Source organism: Streptomyces sp. cmx-18-6, from assembly GCF_046548915.1.
GTDB lineage: Bacteria > Actinomycetota > Actinomycetes > Streptomycetales > Streptomycetaceae > Streptomyces.
Map to the genome: position 1 here is coordinate 256,029 of NZ_JAEBEP010000003.1, position 24,244 is coordinate 280,272.

23 protein-coding genes and 1 tRNA gene are annotated in these 24,244 nt (G+C 72.8%); 10 read left to right on the plus strand and 14 right to left on the minus strand.

Annotated elements, in window-relative coordinates; all coding sequences use genetic code 11:
• Positions 1-92: 92 nt before the first annotated feature.
• The 3 genes from ACLJPL_RS09275 (at position 93) to ACLJPL_RS09285 (ending at position 3,415) form a co-directional block, all read left to right on the plus strand.
• Positions 93-572 (plus strand): DUF309 domain-containing protein, encoded by a 480-nt coding sequence (locus ACLJPL_RS09275; protein WP_411080260.1) that lies wholly within the window; start codon positions 93-95, stop codon positions 570-572.
• 174 nt (positions 573-746) lie between these two features.
• Positions 747-1,319, plus strand: coding sequence for a hypothetical protein (locus ACLJPL_RS09280; protein WP_411080261.1), 573 nt, complete (start codon positions 747-749; stop codon positions 1,317-1,319).
• A 167-nt stretch (positions 1,320-1,486) separates the two neighbouring features.
• Complete coding sequence (locus ACLJPL_RS09285) at positions 1,487-3,415, plus strand: DUF2264 domain-containing protein (RefSeq protein WP_411080262.1); 1,929 nt, start codon at positions 1,487-1,489, stop codon at positions 3,413-3,415.
• 98 nt (positions 3,416-3,513) lie between these two features.
• On the opposite strand, the gene ACLJPL_RS09290 is transcribed toward ACLJPL_RS09285, so the two are convergent.
• Positions 3,514-3,801 (minus strand): DUF3040 domain-containing protein, encoded by a 288-nt coding sequence (locus ACLJPL_RS09290; protein ID WP_411080263.1) that lies wholly within the window; start codon positions 3,799-3,801, stop codon positions 3,514-3,516.
• 370 nt (positions 3,802-4,171) lie between these two features.
• Here ACLJPL_RS09290 and ACLJPL_RS09295 point away from each other — a divergent pair, with 370 nt between their 5' ends.
• From ACLJPL_RS09295 to ACLJPL_RS09305, 3 genes are all read left to right on the plus strand, one after another.
• Positions 4,172-5,125 (plus strand): HAMP domain-containing sensor histidine kinase, encoded by a 954-nt coding sequence (locus ACLJPL_RS09295; protein WP_411080264.1) that lies wholly within the window; start codon positions 4,172-4,174, stop codon positions 5,123-5,125.
• A gap of 3 nt (positions 5,126-5,128) precedes the next feature.
• Positions 5,129-5,815 carry a response regulator gene (locus ACLJPL_RS09300; RefSeq protein WP_411080265.1) on the plus strand — a complete coding sequence of 229 codons (687 nt, stop codon included), beginning with the start codon at positions 5,129-5,131 and terminating at the stop codon, positions 5,813-5,815.
• Between the two features lie 97 nt (positions 5,816-5,912).
• On the plus strand, positions 5,913-6,851 hold the full coding sequence (locus ACLJPL_RS09305) for a DUF2510 domain-containing protein (protein WP_411080531.1): 939 nt from the start codon (positions 5,913-5,915) through the stop codon (positions 6,849-6,851).
• Between the two features lie 99 nt (positions 6,852-6,950).
• Here ACLJPL_RS09305 and ACLJPL_RS09310 read toward each other — a convergent pair whose 3' ends face one another.
• The 9 genes from ACLJPL_RS09310 to ACLJPL_RS09350 all read right to left on the minus strand — a co-directional run bounded on the left by ACLJPL_RS09310 (position 6,951) and on the right by ACLJPL_RS09350 (position 15,451).
• Entirely contained in the window at positions 6,951-9,011 is a 2,061-nt protein-coding gene (locus ACLJPL_RS09310) for a phosphocholine-specific phospholipase C (RefSeq protein ID WP_411080266.1), read from the minus strand.
• Between the two features lie 525 nt (positions 9,012-9,536).
• Positions 9,537-9,610, minus strand: a tRNA-Pro gene (locus ACLJPL_RS09315).
• A 164-nt stretch (positions 9,611-9,774) separates the two neighbouring features.
• Positions 9,775-10,164 (minus strand): MmcQ/YjbR family DNA-binding protein, encoded by a 390-nt coding sequence (locus ACLJPL_RS09320; RefSeq protein WP_411080267.1) that lies wholly within the window; start codon positions 10,162-10,164, stop codon positions 9,775-9,777.
• A 100-nt stretch (positions 10,165-10,264) separates the two neighbouring features.
• Positions 10,265-11,218, minus strand: a complete 954-nt coding sequence (locus ACLJPL_RS09325) for an NAD-dependent epimerase/dehydratase family protein (protein ID WP_411080268.1) — start codon at positions 11,216-11,218, stop codon at positions 10,265-10,267.
• A gap of 182 nt (positions 11,219-11,400) precedes the next feature.
• Positions 11,401-11,985: a GAF domain-containing protein gene (locus tag ACLJPL_RS09330; protein ID WP_411080269.1), complete on the minus strand. Its 585-nt coding sequence runs from the start codon at positions 11,983-11,985 to the stop codon at positions 11,401-11,403.
• Entirely contained in the window at positions 11,982-12,605 is a 624-nt protein-coding gene (locus ACLJPL_RS09335; RefSeq protein WP_411080270.1) for a GTP-binding protein, read from the minus strand. Before ACLJPL_RS09335 ends, ACLJPL_RS09330 begins: the two co-directional genes overlap by 4 nt.
• The gene (locus tag ACLJPL_RS09340; RefSeq protein WP_084752205.1) at positions 12,583-12,954 is read right to left on the minus strand and encodes a DUF742 domain-containing protein; all 372 of its coding nucleotides are present in this window, start codon (positions 12,952-12,954) and stop codon (positions 12,583-12,585) included. Before ACLJPL_RS09340 ends, ACLJPL_RS09335 begins: the two co-directional genes overlap by 23 nt.
• Before the next feature lie 2 nt (positions 12,955-12,956).
• Positions 12,957-13,391, minus strand: coding sequence for a roadblock/LC7 domain-containing protein (locus ACLJPL_RS09345; protein ID WP_411080271.1), 435 nt, complete (start codon positions 13,389-13,391; stop codon positions 12,957-12,959).
• Positions 13,392-13,396: 5 nt separating this feature from the next.
• Positions 13,397-15,451, minus strand: a complete 2,055-nt coding sequence (locus ACLJPL_RS09350; RefSeq protein ID WP_411080272.1) for an ATP-binding protein — start codon at positions 15,449-15,451, stop codon at positions 13,397-13,399.
• Between the two features lie 483 nt (positions 15,452-15,934).
• On the opposite strand from ACLJPL_RS09350, the gene ACLJPL_RS09355 reads away from it, so the two are divergent.
• From ACLJPL_RS09355 to ACLJPL_RS09365, 3 genes are all read left to right on the plus strand, one after another.
• Complete coding sequence (locus ACLJPL_RS09355; RefSeq protein ID WP_411080273.1) at positions 15,935-17,380, plus strand: glyceraldehyde-3-phosphate dehydrogenase; 1,446 nt, start codon at positions 15,935-15,937, stop codon at positions 17,378-17,380.
• Positions 17,381-17,600: 220 nt separating this feature from the next.
• Complete coding sequence (locus ACLJPL_RS09360) at positions 17,601-18,626, plus strand: helix-turn-helix domain-containing protein (RefSeq protein WP_411080274.1); 1,026 nt, start codon at positions 17,601-17,603, stop codon at positions 18,624-18,626.
• Positions 18,627-18,989: 363 nt separating this feature from the next.
• On the plus strand, positions 18,990-19,499 hold the full coding sequence (locus ACLJPL_RS09365) for an MSMEG_6728 family protein (RefSeq protein WP_411080275.1): 510 nt from the start codon (positions 18,990-18,992) through the stop codon (positions 19,497-19,499).
• A gap of 144 nt (positions 19,500-19,643) precedes the next feature.
• Here the strand turns inward: ACLJPL_RS09365 and ACLJPL_RS09370 are convergent, their stop codons facing one another.
• From ACLJPL_RS09370 to ACLJPL_RS09380, 3 genes are all read right to left on the minus strand, one after another.
• Positions 19,644-20,093, minus strand: coding sequence for a hypothetical protein (locus tag ACLJPL_RS09370; RefSeq protein WP_411080276.1), 450 nt, complete (start codon positions 20,091-20,093; stop codon positions 19,644-19,646).
• 170 nt (positions 20,094-20,263) lie between these two features.
• Positions 20,264-21,463 (minus strand): MBL fold metallo-hydrolase, encoded by a 1,200-nt coding sequence (locus tag ACLJPL_RS09375; RefSeq protein WP_411080277.1) that lies wholly within the window; start codon positions 21,461-21,463, stop codon positions 20,264-20,266.
• A 239-nt stretch (positions 21,464-21,702) separates the two neighbouring features.
• On the minus strand, positions 21,703-22,143 hold the full coding sequence (locus tag ACLJPL_RS09380; RefSeq protein WP_411080278.1) for a PPOX class F420-dependent oxidoreductase: 441 nt from the start codon (positions 22,141-22,143) through the stop codon (positions 21,703-21,705).
• Positions 22,144-22,516: 373 nt separating this feature from the next.
• Here ACLJPL_RS09380 and ACLJPL_RS09385 point away from each other — a divergent pair, with 373 nt between their 5' ends.
• Positions 22,517-23,128 (plus strand): TetR/AcrR family transcriptional regulator, encoded by a 612-nt coding sequence (locus tag ACLJPL_RS09385; RefSeq protein WP_411080279.1) that lies wholly within the window; start codon positions 22,517-22,519, stop codon positions 23,126-23,128.
• Between the two features lie 85 nt (positions 23,129-23,213).
• Here ACLJPL_RS09385 and ACLJPL_RS09390 read toward each other — a convergent pair whose 3' ends face one another.
• Entirely contained in the window at positions 23,214-24,215 is a 1,002-nt protein-coding gene (locus ACLJPL_RS09390) for a DUF6745 domain-containing protein (RefSeq protein WP_411080280.1), read from the minus strand.
• Positions 24,216-24,244: the final 29 nt, after the last annotated feature.

Sequence of the window (24,244 nt, forward strand, 5' to 3'; positions counted from 1 at the left end):
CAGTGCGGTGACGACGGTCGAGCCTAGTCGTGCGCGGGTGCCCACCGACAGGGTTCCGCGCATTCCCCGCAGGTACGGGGCACAATCACCTGGTGAACGAGACGCGCAGGGACCGGGACGCCGAAGGCCGGGCGCGCAATGCGCGCCCCCGGGACGGGCTGGGCCGCCCGCTGCCGTACGGGACGCCCGGCGTCGAGCGGCAGCCGGAGGGCGTGGTCCGCACCCCGGACGAGACGCTCCAGGAGGCGCAGCGGCTGCTGGACGCCGGGAAGCCGTTCCACGCCCACGAGGTGTTCGAGGACGCCTGGAAGTCGGGGCCGCCCGAGGAGCGGGAGCTGTGGCGGGGGCTCGCGCAACTGGCGGTGGGGCTGACCCATGCCGCACGCGGCAACACGGCGGGCGGCGCACGGCTGCTGCGCCGGGGCGCGGGGGCGCTCGCCCCGTACGGCGAGGGCCGGCCGCACGGCATCGAGCTCGACGGACTCGCCGCCTGGGCCCGGGAGTTGGCCGGGCGGGTGGAGACGGGATCCAAGGTGGACGCGGAGGCCGAGGCGCCCCGGTTGCTGGGGTAGCCGGCAGCGCGTCGGGCGGGCGGGCCGGTGCTGGAATGCCCGGGCGATGGTGGGGGGGCGGGCGGGACCGGCGGTGGATTGCCCGGGCCGTCAGTGTCGGCCGGCGGGCGGGAGCGGTGGCGGAGGACCGGGTCGGCAAACCGGCGTGCCGCACAGCTATTACGATCCGGCTCCATGAGCACTTCTGACCAGGATCAAGCCCGGGACCAGCACCAGGACCGGCACGAGGGTGAGCCGTCCGGCCGCACCGGGGGCTCCGAAGCCCCGATAGCCGAGGCCGCCGGAGCGGAGCCGGAAGCGGGGACGGGAGCGGGGCCCGACGCGGGAACGGACGAGCAGGAGAGGCAGGAGAAGCAGGGGGCGCGGGAAGAGCGCGCGGCGCGGGGTGCGGAAGCCGTGGAGGGCGCGGAGGGCGCTGACGGCCCGGAGGCCGCTGAGGGACCGAAGGTCGCGGACAGCCCGGAGGATGAGGACCGCGCGAAGAGCGCGCGGACATTGACGCCCCGTCAGGCGCGTCGACTGCGGGTCGTCCTCTCCTCCGTGGGCATGGTCGCGATGGGCGTGGTCCTCGCCCTGCGGATCGCGAGCCGGTCGTCGGTGCTGGTCGTCGGCGTGTACGGGCTCGCGCTCATCCTGTGCGGTCTGGTGATCGAGCTCAGCAGGAACGGCCGTACCCGCCTCGGCAGTTGGCTGCTCGGGCTGGGTCTGGTGGCCGCTGTCGGCGCGGACTGGCTGCTGCTCCCCTGAGACCCGGGCGGGCGGAGGGCGTGACCCGAGCGCTCGCGGGACGACCGCGACCGATCGTTTGATCGCCTTCGCTCATCACCGGCCACTCCCTTGACCGTTCGCGATCACTCGATCAGGCTTTCCGCTGCCGCTGACCGTGTCCATCACGAAGGGCCTGGCCTCCCCCTATGACGACCTTCCCCGCCCTCTCTTTCGAACTCCCCCCGGAGGACCGGGCGTCGAGCCCGTACACCGGGTACACCCGGGCGCACTGGGAGGCCGCCGCGGACGGGCTGCTGCACGCCGCCTGGCGGTGGGCCACCCCCGGCGGGGCCCGGCTCGACCTGCCCGGACCCCCGTCGCACTCGGGGGTGCGCTCCGATGGGCTCGAGGGGTTCGCGCGGACGTTCCTGGCGGCGGCCTTCCGGGTCGCCGGGGCCGGAGGGGAGGACCCGCACGACTGGCTGGAAAGGTACGCGCGAGGGCTCGGCGCCGGGACCCGCACGCCGGGGCGGGACGACGCCGAGTCGTGGCCGGTCATCCTGGACCACCATGTGCGGGGGCAGCCCATGGTCGAGTCCGCGTCCGTCGCGCTCGGCCTGCGGCTCACCCGGCCCTGGCTCTGGGACCGGTTGGACCCGGCGGTGCGGGACCGGACGGAGGAATGGCTGCGGGGTGCTCTGCGGCGCCTTCCGGCGGCGAACAACTGGTACCTCTTCCCGTACACGGTCGCCGGGTTCCTGGAGTCGGTGGGGCGCGGCGACGCGGAGACGGCCCGGGCCCGGGAGCGGGCGCTGGAGCTGCTGGCGGGCTGGTACCGGGGCGACGGCTGGTACGCGGACGGGGACGGCCGCGCCTTCGACCACTACAACGGCTGGGCGCTGCACCTGTATCCGACGCTGGACGCCCATCTGGCGGGCGACGAGAGCGCGTTGGCGCTCCATGGGGCGCGGCTGCGCGAGCATCTGGAGAGCTTCTCGCTGATGTTCGGCGGCGACGGGGCCCCGCTGCACTTCGGGCGCTCGCTCACCTACCGCTTCGCGGCCGGCGCGGCCGTGGGCCTGGGAGCGGTGTCCGGGCACACCCCGCTCGCCCCCGGGGTCTCGCGGCGGCTGGTCAACGGGTCGCTGCGCTACTTCCTGGAGCGGGGCGCGAGCGGCGACGACGGGCTGCTGAGCCTCGGCTGGCACGGCCCGCACCCGGCGACGCTCCAGTCCTACTCGGGTCCGGCGTCCCCGTACTGGGCGTCGAAGGCGTTCGTCGCGCTGCTGGCCCCCGCCGGACACCCGCTGTGGACGTCGGTGGAGGCGGCGGCCCCGTGCGAGGGCCCCGACCGGGTGCTCTCCGTGCCCGCGCCGGGGTTCCTGGTGCAGTCGACGCGGGCGGACGGCGTGGTGCGGCTGCACAACCACGGCAGCGACCATGTCCAGCCGCACGAGGGCGAGTCGGCGGCCGGGGCGGACCCGCACTACGCGCGGCTCGCCTACTCCACGGTGACCGGACCGACCTCGGCGGCGAACCCGGCGGACAACCATCTCTCGGTGGCGGTCGACGGCGTACGCGGCACCCGTCGCCGTATCCATCCGCTGGGGGCCGGACACGGCGACGGCTGGGGCTGGGCCGGGTCCTGGCACGTGCCCGTCTTCCCGGCGGGGCCCTCCGCCTTCCCGGGTCTGAGGGTGGAGAGCGTGACCGTGGCGCGGGGCCGCCACGAACTGCGGGCCCACCGGGTGCTGGGCGCGCCGGACGGGGCGCGGGCCGAACTGACCGGCTGGGCGACGGAGCCCGGTGGCCCGGTGCGCTCCCAGCTGTACGGGCTCCACGGCTGGGACGCCCGCGAGGAGGTACGGGCTCCGCAGGGCACGGCGTTCACCCGCTGGGCGGTGCTGCCCCGGCTGGCCGGCGACGCGGCGGGGGCGGTGGTCCTGGTGGCCCTCGCCTCGCTCACCGCCGACCCCGGGGCCGGGGCGCTGGAGTCGGCCGTGGACCTCGTTGACGTACGGCGGGATCCAGACGGTGACGCGACGGCGGTGACGGTGGAGGTCGGCTGGGCGGAGGACGGTTCGAGGACGCGGATCGTCTTCGGCCGGGACGCGGTGGGGGTGGACCACTCCTGAAGACACGCGAAGGCCCCGACCGGTAGGGAGTCGGGGCCTCGGTCGGCCCGTGCGGAGGGGCCGGGGGTGCGGCGGTGCGGGCGCCGCGGGTCAGGAGGTCACTGCGTGGTGGGGATGTCCTTGCCGTGCTGACGGCCGCGCTGCGGGTCGAAGAGGTGGGCGGCGGCTCCGGCCACCACGAGACCCGTGGCGATCAGGAGGCCGTGGCCGATGGCGATGCCCATGCCCAGGGCGGTGAGCCCGAAGGCCATGCACAGCCAGGCGTTGCGGCGGCGGTACTCACGGGGGCTGCGCGGCATGCCGTCCGACATCGCCGCCGCGAAACCGGGGTCGTCGCGATGCAGCTGCTCCTCAAGGGCGCGCAGCTTCTCGTCGTACGTGGGCATGGTGTCTCCCTCCCGGTACGGAGACCTCTCGGTCTCACCAGCGCCGGCCCCGTGATGCGGCACGGGCAGGGCCCCCCGGGCCCTGGGTCCAGGATCGGCGGGGGCGCACGGGAGGGCCATCGGGGGCAGCACCCATATCCGGGGGTGTGCACCATGCAGACGCGGGGCGGGCCGTGCGGGCCCGCGCCGGTGGGCGGGGCGTCCGCGCGACGGCGTGTTTCGCGCGCGCAGCGACGATAGTGGAGGCTGTCACCGCCCGCAGTCAACGCTCACCGTCATTCCCCCGCGTCCACCCCCACCCCTGACACCCCGCGCTCCCGCGCCCGCAGCCCCATACCCCCCTCCCACGTCCGATGGAGGCCGTGCTCCCTTGTCCCTGTTCTGGCGGATCTTCCTGCTCAACGCCGCTGTGCTCGTCGCGGCGGGCGCCCTGCTGCTGCTCGGCCCGATCACCATCTCCACGCCCGTCCTGCTGACCGAGGCGATGATCCTGACCGGCGGGATCGCCTTCATGCTCGCCGCCAACGCGGCCCTGCTCCGGCTGGGCCTCTTCCCGCTCCAGCGGGTCACCCGTGCCATGACCACGACCGACCTCCTGCGCCCGAGCCCGCGCCCCGAGGTGGCCGGGCACGGTGAGATCGCCGCCCTGATCGAGACGTTCAACACGATGCTCGACCGGCTGGAGGCCGAGCGCGCCACCAGCAGCGCCCGCGCGCTCTCCGCGCAGGAGGCCGAGCGCCGCCGGGTCGCCCAGGAGCTCCACGACGAGGTCGGGCAGACCCTCACGGCGGTCCTCCTGGAGCTCAAGCGGGTCGCCGACCACGCCCCCGAGCCGCTGCGGGGCGAGCTGCGGCAGGTCCAGGAGATCACCCGCGGCTCGCTGGACGAGATCCGCCGGATCGCCCGCCGGCTGCGCCCCGGGGTGCTGGAGGAGCTGGGCCTGGTCAGCGCGCTGACGGCCCTCATCACCGAGACGCCGACGCCGGACGGGCTGACGATCCGCCGGCAGATGGGCAAGGACCTGCCCGAACTGGACGCGGAGGCCGAGCTGGTCGTCTACCGGATCGCGCAGGAGGCGCTCACCAACACGGTCCGCCACGCCCGCGCGTCCCGGCTCGAACTCTCGCTGCGCCGCAGCCCCTGCGGGGTGGAGCTGCGCATCCGCGACGACGGCCGGGGCCTCGGGGACACCCCCGAGGGCGCGGGCCTGCGCGGGATGCGTGAGCGCGCCCTGCTGATCGGCGCCGAGCTGTTCCTCGGCCCGGGGCCGAGGGGCGGCACCGAAGTACGTCTCGATGTGCCCGTCCGGAACGGAAGCCGGTGACCCATGCCCCCCTCCTCCCCGTCCCCCGCCCGGCCCGCCGCCGCACCGACCCGGATCCTGCTGGCCGACGACCACGCCCTCGTACGCCGGGGGGTCAGGCTGATCCTCGACGGTGAACCCGACCTCACGGTCGTGGCCGAGGCCGGCGATGGCGCCGAGGCGATCGACATGGCCCGCGCCGAACGGCCGGATCTGGCCATCCTGGACATCGCGATGCCCCGGCTGACCGGCCTCCAGGCGGCGCGCGAGCTGTCCCGGGCCCTGCCGGACCTGCGCATCCTGATGCTCACGATGTACGACAACGAGCAGTACTTCTTCGAGGCGTTGAAGGCGGGAGCGGCCGGGTACGTCCTGAAGTCGGTCGCCGACCGGGACCTGGTGGAAGCCTGCCGGGCGGCGATGCGCGACGAGCCCTTCCTCTACCCGGGCGCGGTCACCGCGCTCATCCGGAACTTCCTCGACCGGGCCAAGGACGGCGAGGACCTGCCGGCGCGGGCGATCACCGAGCGCGAGGAGGAGATCCTCAAACTGGTCGCGGAGGGGCACTCGTCCAAGGAGATCGCCGAGCTGCTGGTCATCAGCGTCAAGACCGTGGAGCGGCACCGCGCCAACCTGCTCCAGAAGCTGGGGCTGCGCGACCGCCTGGAGCTCACCCGGTACGCGATCCGCGCGGGCCTGATCGAGCCCTGACGCCCCCCCACGGAGCGCTGTCGCCGCGCGGACGGCCACACGGCGGGCAGTTCATGTGATTCTCAGCCTGCCCGCATACAGTGCACCCGTGACCCAGATGACCCCGCCCGGCTGGCATCCAGACCCCGGGCATTCAGGTAAAGGCCCCGCTCAGGAACGCTGGTGGGACGGAGCGCAGTGGACCGGCCACGTCCGCGCGTCGCCTGCGGCGACCCGGCGCCGCGGAATCCGTATCGGCGTCGGCGTGACCGTCGGAGCCGTGGTGCTCGCGGCCATCGGCGGCGGGGTGTACCTCCTGGGCGAGGGCGATGGCGGGGGTGACCGGCCGGGCATCGCGGCCGCCTCACCGTCCGCCACCCCCTCCGGCCCTTCCGGCCCCGGCGGGTCCGGCGCACCGGACAGCGGGGACAAGGACGGCGAGAACGGGACCGGCGGGAGCGGGGGCGGCGAGGAGGACGGCGACGCTCAGGGTCCCGGCGGAAAGCTCCCGCCCACGGAGCCGGGTTATGCCACCGACCTGGCCGCCGGGATCAGCCTGCCGGTGCCCAAGGGGTGGACGGGCAAGTCGGCGGCGGTCGGAGCCGGTCTGACGACGGGTGAGCACCCCTGCCCCGGCGGCTCGGCCAAGACCTGTGTCCGCGCAGGGGTGTTCACCGCTCCGGCGGCGGCCCTGAAGCTCACGGCCGGAACACCGGAGGAGGCGGCCAAGAAGGACATCTCCGTCAACGCCGAGGACTCCTACGGCGGCGACTCCTACGGGAAGATCACCTCGCACGAGGAGGTGAAGTCCGGTGCGGTCACCGTGGCGGGCCGGCAGGGCTACGCGGTGCGCTGGAAGGTGGTGACGGAGAAGGGCGACGACGGTTATGTGGAGTCGCTGGTGTTCCCCTCCCCCGCCTCCAAGGACATGCTCGTCGTGGTCCGCTCCGGCTTCGACATCAACGAGAACGCGCCGGAGCTGTCCGTCCTGGACGCGATCGTGAAGGGCATCAAGGCCGCACCGGGCGCGGGCACGGGCAACGGCGGAGCCGCCTGAGCCGTTCGGCCCCCGGGGAGCCGGGCGGGCCGTATTCAAGGGCCCGTGCGGCTCCTCCCGGCTCCCTTCCCGCTGCTCCTGCTCCTGCTCCCCCTGGGCTCAGCCGGTCACGATCGCCGGGTCGCTGACTCCCGGGGCCCCCGTCTCCACATGGCCCGCGAACCGGCGCAGGAAGCCGGGCGCGCCGTCGAGGGTCACGGACACGTCGTACCAGCGCCTGCCCGCCCGCAGGTCCACCGTGCGCGACACCGTGGCCCCCGGCCGTACGGTGAGGGTCTGTTCCGCTCCCCCGTAGGCGTTGGCGATCCTCAGCACGGCTTCCGCCGGGCCCGGGTTGGTGAGCGTCAGGTCCAGGTTGCCGCTGGTGGCGTTGTGGCGCGCGGTGGCCTCGGGGCCCGCGGTGGAGCCCGGGCTCCGGAACGTACGCAGGAAGCCGTTCGGGCCGTGCGCGGTGAGGTCGTGGCGGCCGCCGGAGTAGGCGGAGTTCCAGCTGTCGGTCAGTGTCCGGCCCGCGCCGGCGGTGTACGTCCACGGGGCGTCGGTGCGGTTCGCTGAGGTGACGTGGAACTGCGCGCCGGCCGCCGTCCCCGGGCTGAAGGTCAGCGCGATCTTCCCGGTGCCCGCGTCGACGGCGGCGTCGACGTACGGCTCGTACGGGAGCGGCCGGGTGGGGCGGCTGCCCGGTTCCTGCGCGGGCATGACGCCGGTGGCCGGCGGGGTGGGCCGGTAGTCGGGGTGGCGCTCGCGGTCCGGGGGCTCGTACGCGGAGGTGTCCGGCAGGTCGTCGGGGGCGGGCGCGGACCGGCCGAAGTCGAAGGCGGAGGTGAGGTCGCCGCAGATCGCGCGCCGCCAGGGCGAGATGTTGGGCTCGTGCACCCCGAAGCGCTGCTCCATGAACCGCAGGACGGACGTGTGGTCGAAGACCTCGGAGCAGACGTGGCCGCCGGTGCTCCAGGGCGAGACGACCAGCATCGGGACGCGCGGTCCGAGGCCGTAGGCGCCGGGGCCGTACGAGGGGCCGCCCGGGTAGACCTCCGTGGTGGTGTCGGCCGTGGACAGTCCCTGGTTCGCCGAGGCCGGCGGGTAGGGCGGGACGACGTGGTCGAAGAAGCCGTCGTTCTCGTCGTAGGTGATGAACAGGGCGGTCCTGCTCCACACCTCGGGGTCGGAGGTGAGGGCGTCGAGGAGCCCGGCGATGTACCAGGCGCCGTAGTTGGAGGGGAAGTTGGAGTGCTCGGTGAAGGCTTCGGGGGCGGCGACCCAGGAGATCTGCGGCAGCTTCCCGCCCTGTACGTCGGCGGCGATCGCGTCGAAGTACCCGCCTCCGGCCGACACGTCGGTGCCGGTGCGCGCCTTGTCGTACAGGGGGTCGCCGGGCCGGGCGTTGCGGTAGCGGTCGAAGTAGAGGAGCGAGTTGTCGCCGTAGTTGCCCCGGTAGGCGTCGTTGATCCAGCCCCAGTGGCCGGCGGCGTCCAGCCCGTCCCCGATGTCCTGGTAGACCTTCCAGGAGATCCCGGCCTCCTCCAGCCGTTCGGGGTAGGTCGTCCAGCCGTACCCCCGCTCCTCGTTGCCGAGCACCGGGCCGCCGCCCGTGCCGTCGTTGCCGGTGTGACCGGACCAGAGGTAGTACCGGTTGGGGTCGGTGGCCCCGATGAAGGAGCAGTGGTAGGCGTCGCAGACGGTGAAGCGGTCTGCCAGCGCGTAGTGGAAGGGGATGTCCTCGCGGGTGAGATAGGCCATGGTCGTCGGGGTCTTGGCCGGTATCCACCGGTCGTAACGGCCCCCGTTGTACGCCCGTTGGCCGCCCGGCCAGTCGTGGTTGAGGCCCTGGAGGAACTGCATCCCCAGGTCGTCGGCGGTCGGGTGGAACGGCAGCGTGACCTTGCCCGCCGCGTCCTCCTGATGCCAGACGGACTTTCCGCTCGGCAGGGTCACGGGCCGGGGGTCGCCGAACCCGCGGACTCCCTTCATCGCCCCGAAGTAGTGGTCGAAGGAACGATTCTCCTGCATCAGGACGACGATGTGCTCGACGTCCTGGATCGTCCCGGCGGCCCGGTGGGCGGGAATCGCGGCAGCACGGTCGATGCTGCCCGACAGGGCGGTGAATCCCGCGGTCGCGCCGGCGATCTGGAGGAAACGGCGCCGATTGATCTCAGTCATGCGTGGGGGCCTCTTGGAGTGGGGGAACAGAAGCGAACAGAATGTTCCAAGAGAACCGAACAGAACGGAAGGGGCCGTGACGGACCGGTTAATGCCCGGAGTACGGCCCGTGGCACCGCCGACCCACTCGCCGCACCCGCCACCGACGACCACGCCCGGCAGGCGTCGCACCCGCTCGAACCGGCCGTGGGCATGGTGGACAACACCCCTTGCCGATCAGCATCGTTGGGGAGTGGCGGATCACCGCTTCCGGCAGCGATCGACAGGCGCCCCGTCTCCGTCCGCGTCCACCGGCCGGAGCGCGCCCGCACCCTCCTGACCGCTCCCGGCCACGGCACGACCCCGGTCCTCACGGTGGCGAACCTCCGCGGTTCGACTCGCCGGCCCCTTGCGGCCGGCTCTTCCGCGCCGCCCACGGGGCCACACCCACCGAGTACCGCCGACAGAGAGCCGGACACCCGGGAAATGATCAAGGGCCGGTCTCGGATTGCTCCGAAACCGGCCCTGATCTGCGACTGTCTCCAGTCGGGACGACAGGATTTGAACCTGCGACCCCTTGACCCCCAGTCAAGTGCGCTACCAAGCTGCGCCACGTCCCGATGCCCGCCTGACCTGGGGTTTCCCCTGGCCGAACGCGCATGAGAACAATACCGCACTTGAGCAGGTGGTCACGAACCCCTTTCCCCGCTCGGCCTCGACCTCAACCTCGACCTTGGTCGACGTCGAACGCTCGGCGTCGCAGCCGCAGTGGCGTCCGCCCCGCTCAGCCGCCTCCCCCGTCAGGCAGGTCCAGCTCGGGGTGGGCGGCCAGCAGCCGGCGCGGGGCGACCTGCCGCCAGGCGTCGGCGAGGATGGCGGCGAGCTCCCCGGCGTCTTCCAGAGCCGCCAGCCGGACCCGCATCCAGGCGTAGTTGTCGTCGTGCCCCTGCTTCAGGAAGAACTTCTCCGGCTCAGTCGCGATCAGCTCCGCGCGGTCCTCCTTGGGGCACTTCACCCCCATCGCCGTGTCGTCGTCCCCCAGCGAGGCGAATATCTTGCCCGCCACCCGGAAGGTGGGCTGCCCCCAGGCGAGCTTCTCGGTGGTGTCGGGCAGGGACAGCGCGGCCGAGCGGACATCGGCGGCGGTGAGGGCGGCGTTGCCGTGGGCGGTCATCCCAGCTCTCCGTTCCGGTGAGTCCCGGCGGCCGTCGCCGGGAATTCGACCGTATCGCCCGGCACTGACATCCACCCCCCGGCAGGGGCCGGAGATCCGTTCAGCGGCGGGTGGCGAGGAGTTCCCCGTACCAGGCGAGCGTGGCGTCGATGGCGGCCTCCAGCGGGGTGGGGGCGAGCCCGAACGCCTGCTCGATGGCCGAGGAGTCGACGATCTGCGGCTCGGTGTGCTGGTAGAACATCTCGGCGTACTCGGCCATGAAGGCCGCGTCGAACGGGCCGAAGGGGCGGGGCTCCGCGATCACGGTCAGCTCCAGCGGGCGGCCGGTGCGCTCCTCGACGAGCGCGAGTATCTGGCGCGTGGTGCGAGCGGGGGCGGTGGGCAGGTGCCAGACCCGGCCGTCGCCCTCCGGGCGCTCGCCCAGCGTGGCGAGTCCGGCGGCGACGTCCCCGATGTACGTGTAGCTGTGCGGCAGGTCGATGTCCCCGAGGGCGGGCGCCGGCCGCCCGGTGAGGGCGGCGGGGAAGACCGCGCCCCCGAGCGTGGAGTTGAGGACCCCGGGGCCGACGAAGTCCGCGGAGCGCCCGAGGACGACAGGCAGCCGGCCCTCACGGTGGGCGGCGAGATAGCGGGCGTCCAGCTCGGCGCGCATGCGGCCCTTGCGGGTGGTCGCGTTCCACGGGGAGTCCTCGGTCATCACCGCGCCGTGCGTCTCGCCGTACGGGTAGAGGGTGTCCAGGACGACGAGCCGCGCGCCTTCCCGCTCGGCCGCGCCGAGGACCGCCTCCTGGATCTTCGGCATGACCTCCACCTGGAGGTGGTAGCCGACGTTGACGCAGTGGTACACGACGGCGGCTCCGGCCACGGCCGCGCGCGCCCCCTCAGGGGTGGCGACATCGGCGGCGTACCGCTCGACCCCCTCGATCGCCGGGCCGCTGCCCGACCGGTCGACGAGCCGGACCGGGTGGCCCCGGCGGACCAGCTCCGCGGCCAGTGCGGTACCGGCGGGTCCGGCTCCGAGGACGGTGTGCGGGGCGGGGGCGGCGGCGGTCATGGTGAGTCCCTTCGGAAGGTGCGGAGCGATCCGGGGCGGGGTTGCGGCCACGGGCGGATCGCTATGAGCACTCGCTTTAGTTAGAGACTGTAACGCTCACCATGACCTCTAGCAAGAGATGGCGTTAGAACCCTTAACCGAAGACGGACGGCGAAGAAGACGAGCACCGAAGCCGCAAGCGGTCACGGGTGGCGGTAACCCTCCCGGTGGTCGATCTGGCGCACGAGTTCCTGGGCGAGGGACTTGATGGTGTCTAGCCCCGCACGGCCCCAGGGGCGCGGCACGGTGTCGACGGCGCAGACGGTCCCGAGCGCGATGCCCGTACGGTCGATGAGCGGTGCGCCGAGGTAGGAGCGGACGCCTATGTCGTCGACCACCGGGTTGCCGGCGAACCTCGGGTAGTCGCAGACGTCGTCCAGTACGAGGGCCTTACGCCGTACGACGACGTGCGGGCAGTAGCCGTGGTCGCGGGCCATGTAGCGGGCGCCGCGGTGGCCGGCCGCCGCGGCGGACCCGAGCTCCTGGCCGCCGCGGTTGCCCGCCGGGGTGTGCAGTCCCGCGAAGAACTGCCGGTTCTCGTCGATGAAGTTGACCATCGAGAAGGGCGATGCGGTCACTTCGGCGACCTTGTCGGCGAAGGCGTCGAAGCTGTCGAACGAGGCGTCGGGCCGTTCACCGAGATCCAGCCTCCGCAGCCGCTCCGCGCGCGCCGGGCCGTCCCGGTCGGCGGGGGTCAGCAGCATCCGGCCGGTGGCGAAGGACGTCACTGGTGAGCCCCGAAGGTCTGGAGCGGGGCGGGCGCGGAAGTGGCGTTGATGAGGTGCTGTACGAGGGTGACCAGCGCCCCCGTGCCGGAGCTTGCGATCCGCGCGTCGCACAGGACGACGGGCACCTCGGGTCCGAGGTCGAGTGCGGAGCGCACCTCGTCGGGCTCGTAGCGGTAGGCGCCGTCGAACTCGTTGACCGCGACGATGAATCCGATGCCGCGCCGCTCGAAGAAGTCCACGGCGGCGAAGCACTCCGCCAGCCGCCGCGTGTCGGCGAGCACCACCGCCCCGAGCGCGCCCTGGGACAGCTCGTCCCACATGAACCAGAACCGCTCCTGGCCCGGCGTCCCGAACAGATACAGGACGTGCTGTTCGGAGAGGGTGATGCGGCCGAAGTCCATGGCGACGGTGGTGGCCGTCTTGGACTCGACGCCCTCCAGGTTGTCGGTCCCCACGCTGACCTGGGTCAGCAGTTCCTCGGTGCTGAGGGGGGCGATTTCGCTGACCGCACCGACGAAGGTCGTCTTGCCGACGCCGAATCCGCCCGCGACCAGGACCTTGAGGGCCACGGGGAAGAACTCGGCGGTTCCGGTGCGGTCAGAGCTGTCGTCGTAAACCATCGAGCACTGCCTCCAGCAGGGATCGGTCGGTGGGCGTGTCATGGAAAGCGGGGGCGTGCGCGGTGACCGCGCCGCAGTCGACCAGGTCGGAGAGGAGGACCTTGGTGACGACCGCGGGCAGCTTGAGGTGTGCGGCGATCTCGGCGACGGACATGGGCCCGTCGCACAGCCCGAGGGCCACGGTGTGCTCGGGGCCGAGGTGGATGTCGGGTTCGATGCCCGTGGCCATGACCAGGGACAGCAGATCGAATCCGGTGGACGGCCGGGTGCGGCCGTTGCTGACGGTGTACGGGCGGATCAGCCGGCCGGCCGCGTCGTCGAGCAGGGGCCCGTCCTGCGGGGCCGGCATCCTCACAGCCCCGGGGTGAACGGCGCCCCGGCCGGCTGCCGCAGCGGGGTCATCAGATAGGGACGGACGCTCTTGACCAGCATCGCCATCTCGTAGCCGAGCACCGCGGCGTCCGCCTCGCGTCCGGCCAGGACAGCGAGACAGGTGCCGGATCCGGCGGTGGAGACGAACAGGAGCGTGGAGTCGAGCTCGACGACCACCTGCCGGACGTCGCCGTTGTCCCCGAAGCGGGCCCCGGCGCTGCGGCCCAGGGAGTACAGGCCGGCGGCCAGGGCCGCCATGTGGTCGGCGCTGTCGTGGTCCATGCCGTGCACGGACTTCACCAGGCCGTCTGCGGAGAGCAGAACCGCGCTGCGCGTGTAGGGCACGCGCTGGACCAGTCCGCTCAGCAGCCAGTCCAGGTCCGAGATCTGGCCGGACGGCATTTCGGTCGTCATCGTGACTACTCCTTGAAGGTCGTGTCTTTACGGGGTTCGGGCACGGCGTGACCCGGCAGGAAGCTCTCCGGCTGCCGGGCCCCCTGCTCGTAGCCGGTCGGCGGGAAGCCGTCGTGCGCGGCCCTTCCGGGCGGTGCGGCGACTCCTCGTACGGGGAGGGGGGCGAGGGTCTCCAGGGGCGCGTCGAGCGCGGTGTGCGCCCGGCCGGGCTCGCCGTATCCGGTGCCGGGGTCCTCCTCCTGGGCGTTCTGCGCCTCGGCGAGGTCGACGCCGCGCCGGAAGGCGGCCATGAGGCCCGGGTCGTGGAGGGCGTGCGCGTCCTCGACCCGGGGGGCGGGCGCTTCGCGCAGTTGCGGGACGAGGTGTTCCTGGTTGGCCCGCTTGGGCAGTGCGGGGCGGGAGGCGGGCGGCGCCGGGCGGTCGACGCGCTCGGGGACGAAGGCCGCCGGTGCGGGGCGCTCGGGGGCGGACGCCGTGGGTGCGGGGCGGTCGGGGGCGGGCACGGGCGGTGCGGGGCGCTCGGACGGGGACGCGGGCGGTGCGGGCCGGTCGACCCGCTCGGCGCGCAGCGGGAGGGGCGGGGCCTCGCCGCGGGGCCCCGGCACGCCGTCCGGGCGGCTCCCCGGCGCGTCGTGCCCGTACGGACCCGGCGGCTGGACCTCGTGCGGGTGACCGGCGGGCGTCCGGGCCGGGGCGACGGCCGGCGGCTGGGCCGCCTGGACGTGCGGCGGGGCGGGTGGGGCCGGTGGCCCGTCCTCGGCGGGCGGCCGGTGCACGGCTCCCGGCGGCGGTACGGGGGCGGCGTCGGGCGCGGCGGCGGTGCCGGGGTCGGTGCCGAGGAGGGTCTCGGGCAGGACGAGGACCGCCTGCGTGCCGCCGTAGATGTTGCTCTGGAGGCGGACCGCGATGCCGTGGCGGCGGGCCAGGGCCGAGACGACGAAGAGGCCGATCCGGCCGTCCTGGAGCAGATGGGCGACGTTGACCTGGTCGGGGTCGGAGAGCAGGGCGTTCATGCGGTTCTGCTCGTGGTCCGGCATCCCGAGGCCGCGGTCCTCCACCTCCAGGGCGAGGCCGGCGGTGACGCGCTGGACGCGCAGCAGGACCTGGGTGTGCGGGGCGGAGAACACCGTGGCGTTCTCGACGAGTTCGGCGAGCAGATGGATCACGTCGGCGACGGCGTGGCCGCGCAGGGTGCCGTCCATCGGCGGGACCAGCTTGACCCGGGGGTACTGCTCGACCTCGGCGATGGCCGAGCGCAGCACCTCCGTCATGGTGACCGGGTTGCTCCACTGCCGCCGGGAGACGGCCCCGCCGAGAACGGCGAGGTTCTCCGCGTGGCGGCGGATCCGGGTGGCCAGGTGGTCGACGTGGAAGAGGCCCTTGAGCAGGTCGGGGTCCTCGACCTCGTGCTCCAGTTCGTCGAGGATCTGGATCTCGCGGTGGACCAGGGATTGCAGCCGTCGCGCGAGGTTGACGAAGACCTCCACCTTCTGTTCGTTGCCCGCGGAGCTGAAGAGCTGCGATGCCTTGACGACGGCGCTCACGGCGGCGTCCTGGGCGCGGCCCATCTCCTGGGCGAGCAGGTCGAAGGCGTCGCCGTCCGCGGCGGGCGGCGGCGTGGGGCGGCGAGCGGCGACGGGTTCCCCCGAGCGGAGTTGCTCCACCACCCGCTGGAGTTCGGCCTGCCCCTGCGCGCTGGCGCGCCGGAGCGTCAGCGCGCGGTCGAGCACACCGCCGGCCACCCGGTGCGCGCCCAGGTAGGCGGCGGCGACGGCGGCGACGGCCAGGGCGGCCGATCCGCCGAGCGCGGCCCACAGGCTCGGGGACGGGTCGACGGCCCCGTCGCGGACGGTGAAGATGACGGCGGCCGCACCGCTGAGCAGGGCGGCGATGGTGGGGAGCAGCGCGGTGCGCAGCATCTGTGGGCGTATGCGGGCCTCGGCGGCGGGCTGCGCGGCGCGCGGCCTGGCCGGGGCCGAGTGGGCGCGTGCGCCGGGGCGGCCGTGCCGCCCGCCCTCGCGGCGGTCCGGTCGCGCGGCGGGTGCGCGAAGTTGAGACATCAGCGTCCTCGGTACAGGGGGCACCAGGAATCGGCGTTCCTGTCGGCATTCATGCGGTGGCACCTACGGTGGTCGGTCGGGTGGGGTCATCGGCCGGACAGGCCCGATGCGTATGAGCCCCCGTTGATCACCGAGCACACACGGTAGTCGCCAGGAACCTGTGCGCGACGGGCAGTTGCCGAACTTGCCCGCCATCCGTCCCGCTCTGGTATGACCTCTCGCACGAGCGCCCGATTAAGCCGCGCGCATCCCGCCCGATCAAGCCGCACGCGTCCTGAAGGGGCGGGGGCCGGCTCCGGCCCGGCCCGGGACGGCGTCTCCGGGACGCTTCCGCGACGCCCGCGCCGCCACCCCCGTACACGCGCCGGCCCGCATCCGGCCCCGTCCACGGCCCCGCGTCCGGTCACCGGACGGCACCACCTGAATGATGAACACACCGGGCCCGCTACCATATGAGCGCCGCCTAGCTCGAAAGATAAACACGTGACTGTCAATGACGACTCGTTCACCAACTGGATGCACCGCGAGGAGATCGCGGAGTCGATGATCCCGATCATCGGGAAGCTGCACCGTGAGCAGGACGTGAACGTCCTGCTGCACAGCCGCTCCCTGGTGAACAAGTCGGTGGTCAGCATCCTCAAGACCCACCGCTTCGCCCGGCAGATCGCCGGTGAGGAACTCTCCGTCACCGAGACGATGCCGTTCCTGCGGGCTCTGACGACGCTCGATCTCGGCCCCTCGCAGATCGACATAGGCATGCTGGCCGCGACGCACCGGGCCGACGACCGCGGACTGTCGGTGGAGGAGTTCACCGCCGAGGCCGTCGCCGGGGCCACCGGCGCCAACAAGATCGAACGCCGCGAGTCGCGCGATGTCGTCCTCTACGGCTTCGGCCGCATCGGCCGCCTCCTCGCCCGCCTCCTCATCGAGAAGGCCGGCTCCGGCAACGGACTGCGGCTGCGCGCCATCGTCGTGCGCAAGGCCGCCGGCCAGGACATCGTCAAGCGCGCCTCACTGCTGCGGCGCGACTCGATCCACGGCCAGTTCTCGGGCACGATCACCGTCGACGAGGCGAACAGCAAGATCATCGCCAACGGCAACGAGATCAAGGTCATCTACTCGGACGACCCGACGTCCGTCGACTACACCGAGCACGGGATCAAGGACGCCATCCTGATCGACAACACCGGCCGGTGGCGCGACCGCGAGGGCCTCTCGAAGCACCTGCGCCCGGGCATCGCCAAGGTCGTGCTGACCGCGCCCGGCAAGGGCGACGTCCCCAACATCGTCCACGGCGTCAACCACGACACGATCAAGGACGACGAGCGGATCCTGTCCTGCGCGTCCTGCACCACCAACGCGATCGTCCCGCCGCTCAAGGCGATGGCGGACGAGTACGGCGTTCTGCGCGGCCACGTGGAGACCGTCCACTCGTACACCAACGACCAGAACCTGCTGGACAATTACCACAGCTCCGACCGTCGCGGCCGCTCGGCGGCGCTCAACATGGTCATCACCGAGACCGGTGCCGCCTCCGCCGTGGCCAAGGCGCTGCCCGACCTGGACGCGCCGATCACCGGCAGCTCGATCCGCGTCCCGGTGCCGGACGTCTCGATCGCGATCCTGAGCCTGCGCCTCGCCCGCGAGACCAACCGCGAGGAGGTCCTCGACTACCTCCGCAACGTCTCGCTGGCCTCGCCGCTCAAGCGCCAGATCGACTTCATCAGCGCGCCCGACGCGGTCTCCAGCGACTTCATCGGCTCGCGCCACGCCTCGATCGTCGACGCGGGGGCCACGAAGGTCGACGGCGACAACGCGATCCTCTACCTCTGGTACGACAACGAGTTCGGCTACTCCTGCCAGGTCATCCGGGTCGTCCAGCACGTCTCCGGCGTGGAGTACCCGACGTACCCGGCCCCTGCGGCCTGATCCACCCGGACCGCTCCCCACGAGGGGAGCGGCCCGACCTCCGTACGGCCTCGCGGGCCGGCGTCCCCGTACTGCGGGGGCGCCGGCCCGCGTTGCGTCGCACCGCCTTCCCGGACGTGCCGGGAACCACGTCGGCGGCTGTTGCAGGACCGGAGGCACTCCGGGAAAGAATAGGAGCGCCCGTCCCGCACCACCTCTGAGCGCAAGGAAGCCCACTTTCATGACAGACAGGCATGATATGGATGAATTGCACGGCGACCGCGGTTCTCTGGCAGCGCAGTTGCGGCTGCTGCGTTCGCGCCGCGGCCTGACCCTCAGCGGACTGGCCAAACGCACCTCCTACAGCCGGTCTTCCTGGGAGCGGTATCTCAACGGCAAGGCGCTGCCGCCGCAGACGGCCCTCACCGAGTTCGCCTCGGCTGTCGGAGTCCCCGCGGCCCCTCTCCTGGTGCTGCGTGAGCAGGAGCAGGACCACCACCGGAAGACCGAGGTACGCAACCCCCCGCCCCAGGCTTCATCCGCCGCACCCGGCCCGCCGGGTGACGCCGCGTCAGCCGATGGCCCCGGGCGCGAGGAGGAAGCCGCGCCGGGCAGCCGCGCTTCCGGAGACGCCCAAGAGAGGCCGATCGCACGGGACTTGGGGGCCACTGGTCAAAACGGCAGGGACACGGTGATCGGCGGCTCGGAGCGGGCGAGCCCGCCGGCCCGCTCGTCCCGGGCGCGACTGACCCTGGTGTCGACGGCCTCCGCCTGCACGGCGCTGGTCGCCGGAATACTGATCGGCGGCTGGATATTCGGCGGGAACGACGCCGAGGGGCAGAACCGGGAGAGCGCGCACGGCGATCCGAGGTGTCTGGAATTCGAGTGCCGGGACAAGGACTCGGAGCGGATGGGCTGCCACATCGGGGCCTGGACGGCCGCCGCGACCTGGTCGGGCCGCAGTTACATCGAACTGCGCTACAGCCCCCGGTGCCGGGCCGCCTGGGCACGGATCACCGATGCCCACGTCGACGACACGGCACGGGTGGAGGGGCCTCGGGGCGTCCGCAACGAGCGCTCGGTGACGTATGAGAACGACACCTACTCGCCCATGGTCGAAGCTCCCTACCCGGCCGCCGCACGCGCCTGCGGGGTGATCAAGGGCAAGGAGACCTGCACCTCGGCGGGCGGACCGTCGCCCATGCCTCCCGCACTCACCGACGAACGCGAACCGGCCCGCAAGCCCGCCCCGACGAAGAGCGGCTGAGAGACGAAGCGCGGCTGAGAGAGGCCGCCGAAGAGCTCCAGGAGGGTGCGTCGCCCGCCTCCCCGAGCTGGGGGCGGCGGGCGGAGCACGGTGAACGTGCCGCCGCCCGCTGACCCGGTGGACTCCCCTCCCCCGTCCCTCCCCGTCCTTCTGCCCGACCTGCCGCGACTGCTCGGTATCGAACTGCTTCTCCAGCTCCCCGGCGGTCATGTCGCTGGTGCGGGGGGCGGGGTCCTGTGCGAGATTTGAGGTCGCGGGGCGTCGGCGTGTGTCCCCGTCCCGCGCCGGCGGGCTCGACCCTGTGCGACGGTCGAGGAGCGCTCCCTCACTCTCGTTGCTGTCACACCGTTGGGTGGCACGACCATGCAGACGTTCCTGCCGTATCCCGACTTCGCCGCGTCAGCCGCAACCCTCGACGCCCGGCGACTGGGCAAGCAACGGGTCGAGGCACTCCAGGTGCTGCGCGGTCTCACGGTGCCCGGCTACGGGTGGCGGCACCACCCCGCCGTACGCATGTGGACCGGCTACGAGGAGGCGCTGGTGCGCTACGGGCTCGAGATGTGCCGGGTGTGGACGGCGACCGGGCGCGCGGACACGTGCGCCGCATCCCTGCTGACCGGCTTCGCAGCCCACCGAGATGATCCGGGCGTACGCACGCGGGAACCGGGCGCGCACACGGCCGATCCGGCTGTACGCACGCAGGAGCAGCTCACGGCGGACCATGAGGTGCCCCCGTGGCTGGGCGACCCCGCCTTCCATCGCAGCCATCGGTCGGCGCTGCGGAGCAAGGCCCCGGACGTCTACGCCCCGCTGTTCCCGGACGACCCCGACGGCCTGCCCTACGTCTGGCCGCCCTCGGACCGCTCCGGCTAGCCTGCGGGCCGTCCAGGCCGATGCCGCGGCAGCCAAGGAGGCCGGTCCACAGGCTTTGACCAGACGATCCACCGCCGCCGCGGCGAGGTCGATCGGACCATCAACCGGCTCGAGAACTTCCGAAGATGAGCTGTCGAACTCGGTCTACCAGGGTGAGCGGGTGTCTCGGCGTGCTTCCGGGGTCTGCTCGGGCAGAGTCGTGTTCCGGTCGGTGCGCAGCAGCATGCCCGGGTCGGGTTCGAAGTCCTCATTGGGCGGTGCCGGCTGGTGGAAACGCTCGGTGCGGGGAAGGGTGATTTCCACCAGCCGGCCCTCCTGGAACATCCACAGCCCGAAGCAGTCGTCGTCCTGGTCGCGAAGCAGAACCTGCACCGTGTGCGGGTACGGCCACGGCAGCGATTCCAGGTGCCTGAGCAGGCCCCTGCGGGCACGCGTCTTCTCGAACTCCAGGGCCCACCCGAACTCGTAGCCCCAGTGCCCCTCTATCGGGACGAAGCGGCCTCGCCACGTGCGCTCCGGGTCGTCCCGGGTCAGCGGTTCCATCACCTCGTCCGACCCGCGGGCGAGCACGATGGTCTCGGCGTCTCTACTCATGCCGGAGTATCACCGCATCCGCCCGGTCCACCGCAACCACATTCCTCAACCGACCGACGCGGGCAGGGATGGGCGGATCGTCGTCGGGCTCGCAGTGCCGGCGAGCCCGACGACGGCGCGTTCGGAGAAGCCCGTCCGCGTCCGGGCCACGGCCTCGTCCCCGACCGACATCACCGCTCACCGGCAAGGTCCAGATCGGCACTGCTCGTCCCGGCCACGCTCTCGGCCTTCCGCGGACGGCGCCACGGGTGCGCGATCGGCTGGGACACCGCACGCCACCACGGCTCGGCCGGCGGCTCCCCCGCCGGCTCGAAGGGCTCGCCGGGACGGGGGAACGCCACCGCTTGGCCGGCCTCCTCGCCCTCGTACTTCGTCCACTCCCCCGGCTCGGCCCACGGGTGCGGGGCCAGGTTGAAGGTGCCCCAGTGGATCGGCAGCATCACCCCGTGCGGGCGGCTGCCCTGGAGGTCCAGGTGGGCGCGCATCCCCTCGGCGGGGGTCATGTGGATGTCCGGCCAGTACTCGGAGTAGGCGCCGATCTGGATCATCGTGGCGTCGAAGGGGCCGTGCTCGGCGCCGATGTCCCGGAAGCCGGGGAAGTAGCCGGTGTCCCCGCTGTGGTAGATCCGGTGGTCCGGTCCGGCGACGACCCAGGACGCCCACAGGGTGTGCTGCTGATTGCGCAGGCCGCGGCCGCAGAAGTGGCGCGCCGGAGTCGCGGTGAAGCTGATCCCGGCGATCTCCACGCTCTCGTTCCAGTCGAGCTCGTGCATCCGGTCGGCGGGAACGCCCCACCGCTCCAGATGGGCGCCGACGCCCAGCGGCACGGCGAAGACGGTGTCCGTGCCGGCCAGGGCGCGGATGGTCGGCAGGTCGAGGTGGTCGTAGTGGTCGTGGGAGATGACCACCACGTCGACGGGGCCGAGCGCGGCCAGCGGCACCGGCACCGGGTGCAGCCGCTTGGGGCCGGCGAACGGGAACGGGGAGCACCGCTCGCCCCAGACCGGGTCGAACAGGACCCGGCGGCCGTCGATCTCGGCCAGGACGCTGGAATGCCCCATCCAGGTCAGCCGCAGCCCCGTGGCGGGCGGTGCGGCCAGGTCGGCGAGGGTCGTGGCGTGCACGGGAACGGGTCCCGCCGGCGCCCTGCGGACCCGTTGCTCCTTCTGGAAGTAGGTTCTGGCGAAATCCAGCGTGGAACCGGACGGCCTGATGCGGGCGCCCAGGGCGTTCTGGAACACGCCCTCGGCGAAGTTCGGCGAGCTGAGGATGCGCTCCATCCGCGCTCCGGCCGGGTCGGCCCCGAAGGACGCGGAACGCATCGAGCGCATCTTCGTACGGAGCGGAAGCAAGTAGTCGGCGCCGGTCACAACATCTCCTGGGGGAGTCGGTGTCGTCTCATTATCGTCGGACTGTCCGACAGGGCGAGAAGAGGAAGGTGAACGGGGCAGCCGTCCGGCCGACCGCCGGCCCGTCGAACCGCCGACCGCCGGCCCGGCGACCGGGACCCGGCAGGCGGCGGGACACGGCGAGGCCGGGCCCGGCCGGATGCGGCGAAGGTGGGCGGGGCCCCCGGTCGGGGCCCCGCCGTAGTCCTGTCGGTGGTATGTCAGCCCCGCTTCTGCCCGTAGACGTGCTCGATATGCAACGTGACCATCACCCTGCGGTCCTCGACCATGACCCGCCGGTAGTCCTCCCAGTCGGGGTGCTCGCCGGCGGCGTCCCGGTAGAGGGTGATGAGGGCCTCCACCGTGGCGTCGTCCCGTTCGGCGGCGGGCGGGGTCAGCTCGGCGGTGCCGTCCACCACGGTCCAGGCCCAGCGGTCGTCGCTGGTGACGTGGTAGCTGGCCCGGGGGTCCCGCCGCAGGTTACGGGTCTTGACCAAGCCTTCGCTGACGGTTACCCGGATCACCTGCTCGTCGGGGTAGTAGGTGTGGATGACATTGGACAGCTGGGGCCGCCCGTCCCTCTTCAGAGTGACCAGCACTCCCCCGTCGTGCTCGCCGATGAGGCGGAGCAGAGCTTGCTGTGCTGGTTCGAATGACGTCATGCAGGGTCCAACGCGCTTGCCCCCCGAAGGATTCCGGCCCGGCCGTCACCCCAGGGCGTCACCGCCCGGAGCCGCCGTTACGTCGTACCGGTGACGGCGGTCTTCGTCGCCGTCCGGCACATTGACCAGGGCCTGTCCGACCGTTCCCGTCGTCGCCCGCGGGGCTGCCGCGCGGCAGACGGGAACGGTCGGACAGGCCCTGGGGTCTTTCGTTTGGATCAGGCCGGATCAGGGAGCGGGGTCCGGTGCGTGCGCTGCAAGGCGGAGGATCGAGGCATGGCGGAGCCATGGTGATTGACGACAACGCGGCAGGTGTGCGTGCCGGGGCACGCGAGCCCGGCCTGATCCAAACGAGAGGCCCTAGGGTGGTCGGGTGGCAAGAGTCCGGTTGAACGTGGCGGAGCGGCGTGAGGAGCTGCTGCGGGCGACGGTCGAGCAGATCGAGATCCGCGGGGCCTCCTCCGTGCGGATCGCCGATGTGGCGTCCGCTCTGGGAGTGAGCAACGCGCTGGTCCTCTACCACTTCTCGACGAAGGAGAGGCTGGTGGCGGCCGCCTTCGCGTACGCGGCCGAGGCCGACCTCGCCCACCTGCGCGACCTGCTGGCCCGTCGCACCAGCGCCCTGCGGCGGCTGCGGTCCGCCGTACGGTGGTATGCGCCGACCGGGCAGGCCAAGGGATGGCGGCTGTGGATCGAGGGCTGGGCCGCCTCGCTGCGGGAACCGGCCCTGCGCGAGGTCGCGGGCGACCTCGACCAGCGGTGGAAGGCGGAGCTGACCAAGGTCATCGAGGAGGGCGCCGCCGCCGGTGAGTTCCGGTGCGAGGACCCGGTGTCGGCGGCCTGGCGGCTGACCGCGCTGCTGGACGGTCTGGCCGTGCAGATGACGTCGTACCGGGGTCCGCTCTCCCGGACGACGATGCTGCGCTGGACCGATGAGGCGCTCGCCCGCGAACTGGGCGTCGACCGGACCGCGCTCACCGGCTGACCCTCGGGCCGCCCGCTCTTTCGGCTGCCCGGCCCTGTGGCCGCCGGCCTCTTCCGCCGCCCGCTCCCCCGGCCGCCGCCCCGCCTCAGGTCTGGCGCACCGGGGCGTAGGCGCCGCCGTCCAGGCCGAAGGTCCAGGCGACCCCGTCCTTGGCCGTCCCTGTCGTCGGCGGCACGCGCAGCCAGTAGGTGCGGTGCGTGCCGTCCGGTTCAGGAGTGGAGTTGACCACCTCGACCATCACCACGTCCTCGTCCCCGTCGAGTGCGATGCGCCAGAGGACGCCCGTCTCGTCGCGGTGGACGGGCTCGGCCCCCGACTCCGTGAGGAAGCGGTCGTAGCCGTAGTACTCCAGCATCACGCGGCGCAGCTCCGCGTTCTCCTCGGTGCGTATCCGCTGGGGTGTGAGGGCCGCCAGCTCCTCCAGGAACGCGGCGGGCACCGGCATGCCGCGCCACGCGTACAGGGCGAACCCGTCCCGGTAGGCGAGCGCGGGCCCCTCGCCGTGGTCGAGCCGGCCCGCCTCGTCGCGGTGCAGGACCTCGGGCCGCTCGCAGATCACCACGGCCCTCTCGTACGGCCACCACCAGCCGGCGTTCCGGGCGACCTCGGCCAGGCCGGTGAGCCGGTCGCCGCGCCCGTCGAAGGCGGCGAGCCAGGCGGCGTCGTGCTGGCCGAGCACCGCGTCGAGCAGCACCAGCCGCACGGCGCCCTCGTCCTCGGGGCGCGGCGCGAGGTCGGCGACGACACCGGCCCGTATCCGCTCGGCGAGCGCGGCCGTGGTCTCCCACAGCTGCGCTCCGGTGGCGGACCAGAGGGCGGACCAGCCGGCCGGCCCCAACTCGTCGTACATCCGGCGGCGTTCCTCGGCCCAGGGCCGGGTGCGGATCTCCTCGCGCACCGACCGTCCGGCGTCGGCCAGCTTCTCCACGGTGTCCACGGCCGCCCGGGGCGACGACGCCCAGACGATCCGCTCCGGCTCGGCCAGATCGGCGGTGCGGTAGGCACGCCGCACGCCCTCCTCGGCGGCGGCCCGGTCCGCCGCGCCGGTCGCCGCGGCCACGTCCCGCCAGGAATTCACGTGCTGCATCGGTTGTCCCGTCCCCTGTCGTGCTCGGT

Excerpts from the sequence above, each read along its gene's own strand:
- ACLJPL_RS09290 (WP_411080263.1), bottom strand. The coding sequence starts at position 3,801 with ATGCCCACGTACGACGAGAAGCTGCGCGCCCTTGAGGAGCAGCTGCAT.
- ACLJPL_RS09320 (WP_411080267.1), bottom strand. The coding sequence starts at position 10,164 with ATGACCGCCCACGGCAACGCCGCCCTCACCGCCGCCGATGTCCGCTCG.
- ACLJPL_RS09360 (WP_411080274.1), top strand. The coding sequence starts at position 17,601 with ATGACAGACAGGCATGATATGGATGAATTGCACGGCGACCGCGGTTCT.
- ACLJPL_RS09380 (WP_411080278.1), bottom strand. The coding sequence starts at position 22,143 with ATGACGTCATTCGAACCAGCACAGCAAGCTCTGCTCCGCCTCATCGGC.
- ACLJPL_RS09305 (WP_411080531.1), top strand. The coding sequence starts at position 5,913 with ATGACCCCGCCCGGCTGGCATCCAGACCCCGGGCATTCAGGTAAAGGC.
- ACLJPL_RS09345 (WP_411080271.1), bottom strand. The coding sequence starts at position 13,391 with ATGACGACCGAAATGCCGTCCGGCCAGATCTCGGACCTGGACTGGCTG.
- ACLJPL_RS09370 (WP_411080276.1), bottom strand. The coding sequence starts at position 20,093 with ATGAGTAGAGACGCCGAGACCATCGTGCTCGCCCGCGGGTCGGACGAG.
- ACLJPL_RS09365 (WP_411080275.1), top strand. The coding sequence starts at position 18,990 with ATGCAGACGTTCCTGCCGTATCCCGACTTCGCCGCGTCAGCCGCAACC.
- ACLJPL_RS09335 (WP_411080270.1), bottom strand. The coding sequence starts at position 12,605 with ATGGTTTACGACGACAGCTCTGACCGCACCGGAACCGCCGAGTTCTTC.
- ACLJPL_RS09325 (WP_411080268.1), bottom strand. The coding sequence starts at position 11,218 with ATGACCGCCGCCGCCCCCGCCCCGCACACCGTCCTCGGAGCCGGACCC.
- ACLJPL_RS09390 (WP_411080280.1), bottom strand. The coding sequence starts at position 24,215 with ATGCAGCACGTGAATTCCTGGCGGGACGTGGCCGCGGCGACCGGCGCG.
- ACLJPL_RS09285 (WP_411080262.1), top strand. The coding sequence starts at position 1,487 with ATGACGACCTTCCCCGCCCTCTCTTTCGAACTCCCCCCGGAGGACCGG.
- ACLJPL_RS09350 (WP_411080272.1), bottom strand. The coding sequence starts at position 15,451 with ATGTCTCAACTTCGCGCACCCGCCGCGCGACCGGACCGCCGCGAGGGC.
- ACLJPL_RS09280 (WP_411080261.1), top strand. The coding sequence starts at position 747 with ATGAGCACTTCTGACCAGGATCAAGCCCGGGACCAGCACCAGGACCGG.
- ACLJPL_RS09300 (WP_411080265.1), top strand. The coding sequence starts at position 5,129 with ATGCCCCCCTCCTCCCCGTCCCCCGCCCGGCCCGCCGCCGCACCGACC.
- ACLJPL_RS09310 (WP_411080266.1), bottom strand. The coding sequence starts at position 9,011 with ATGACTGAGATCAATCGGCGCCGTTTCCTCCAGATCGCCGGCGCGACC.
- ACLJPL_RS09340 (WP_084752205.1), bottom strand. The coding sequence starts at position 12,954 with ATGCCGGCCCCGCAGGACGGGCCCCTGCTCGACGACGCGGCCGGCCGG.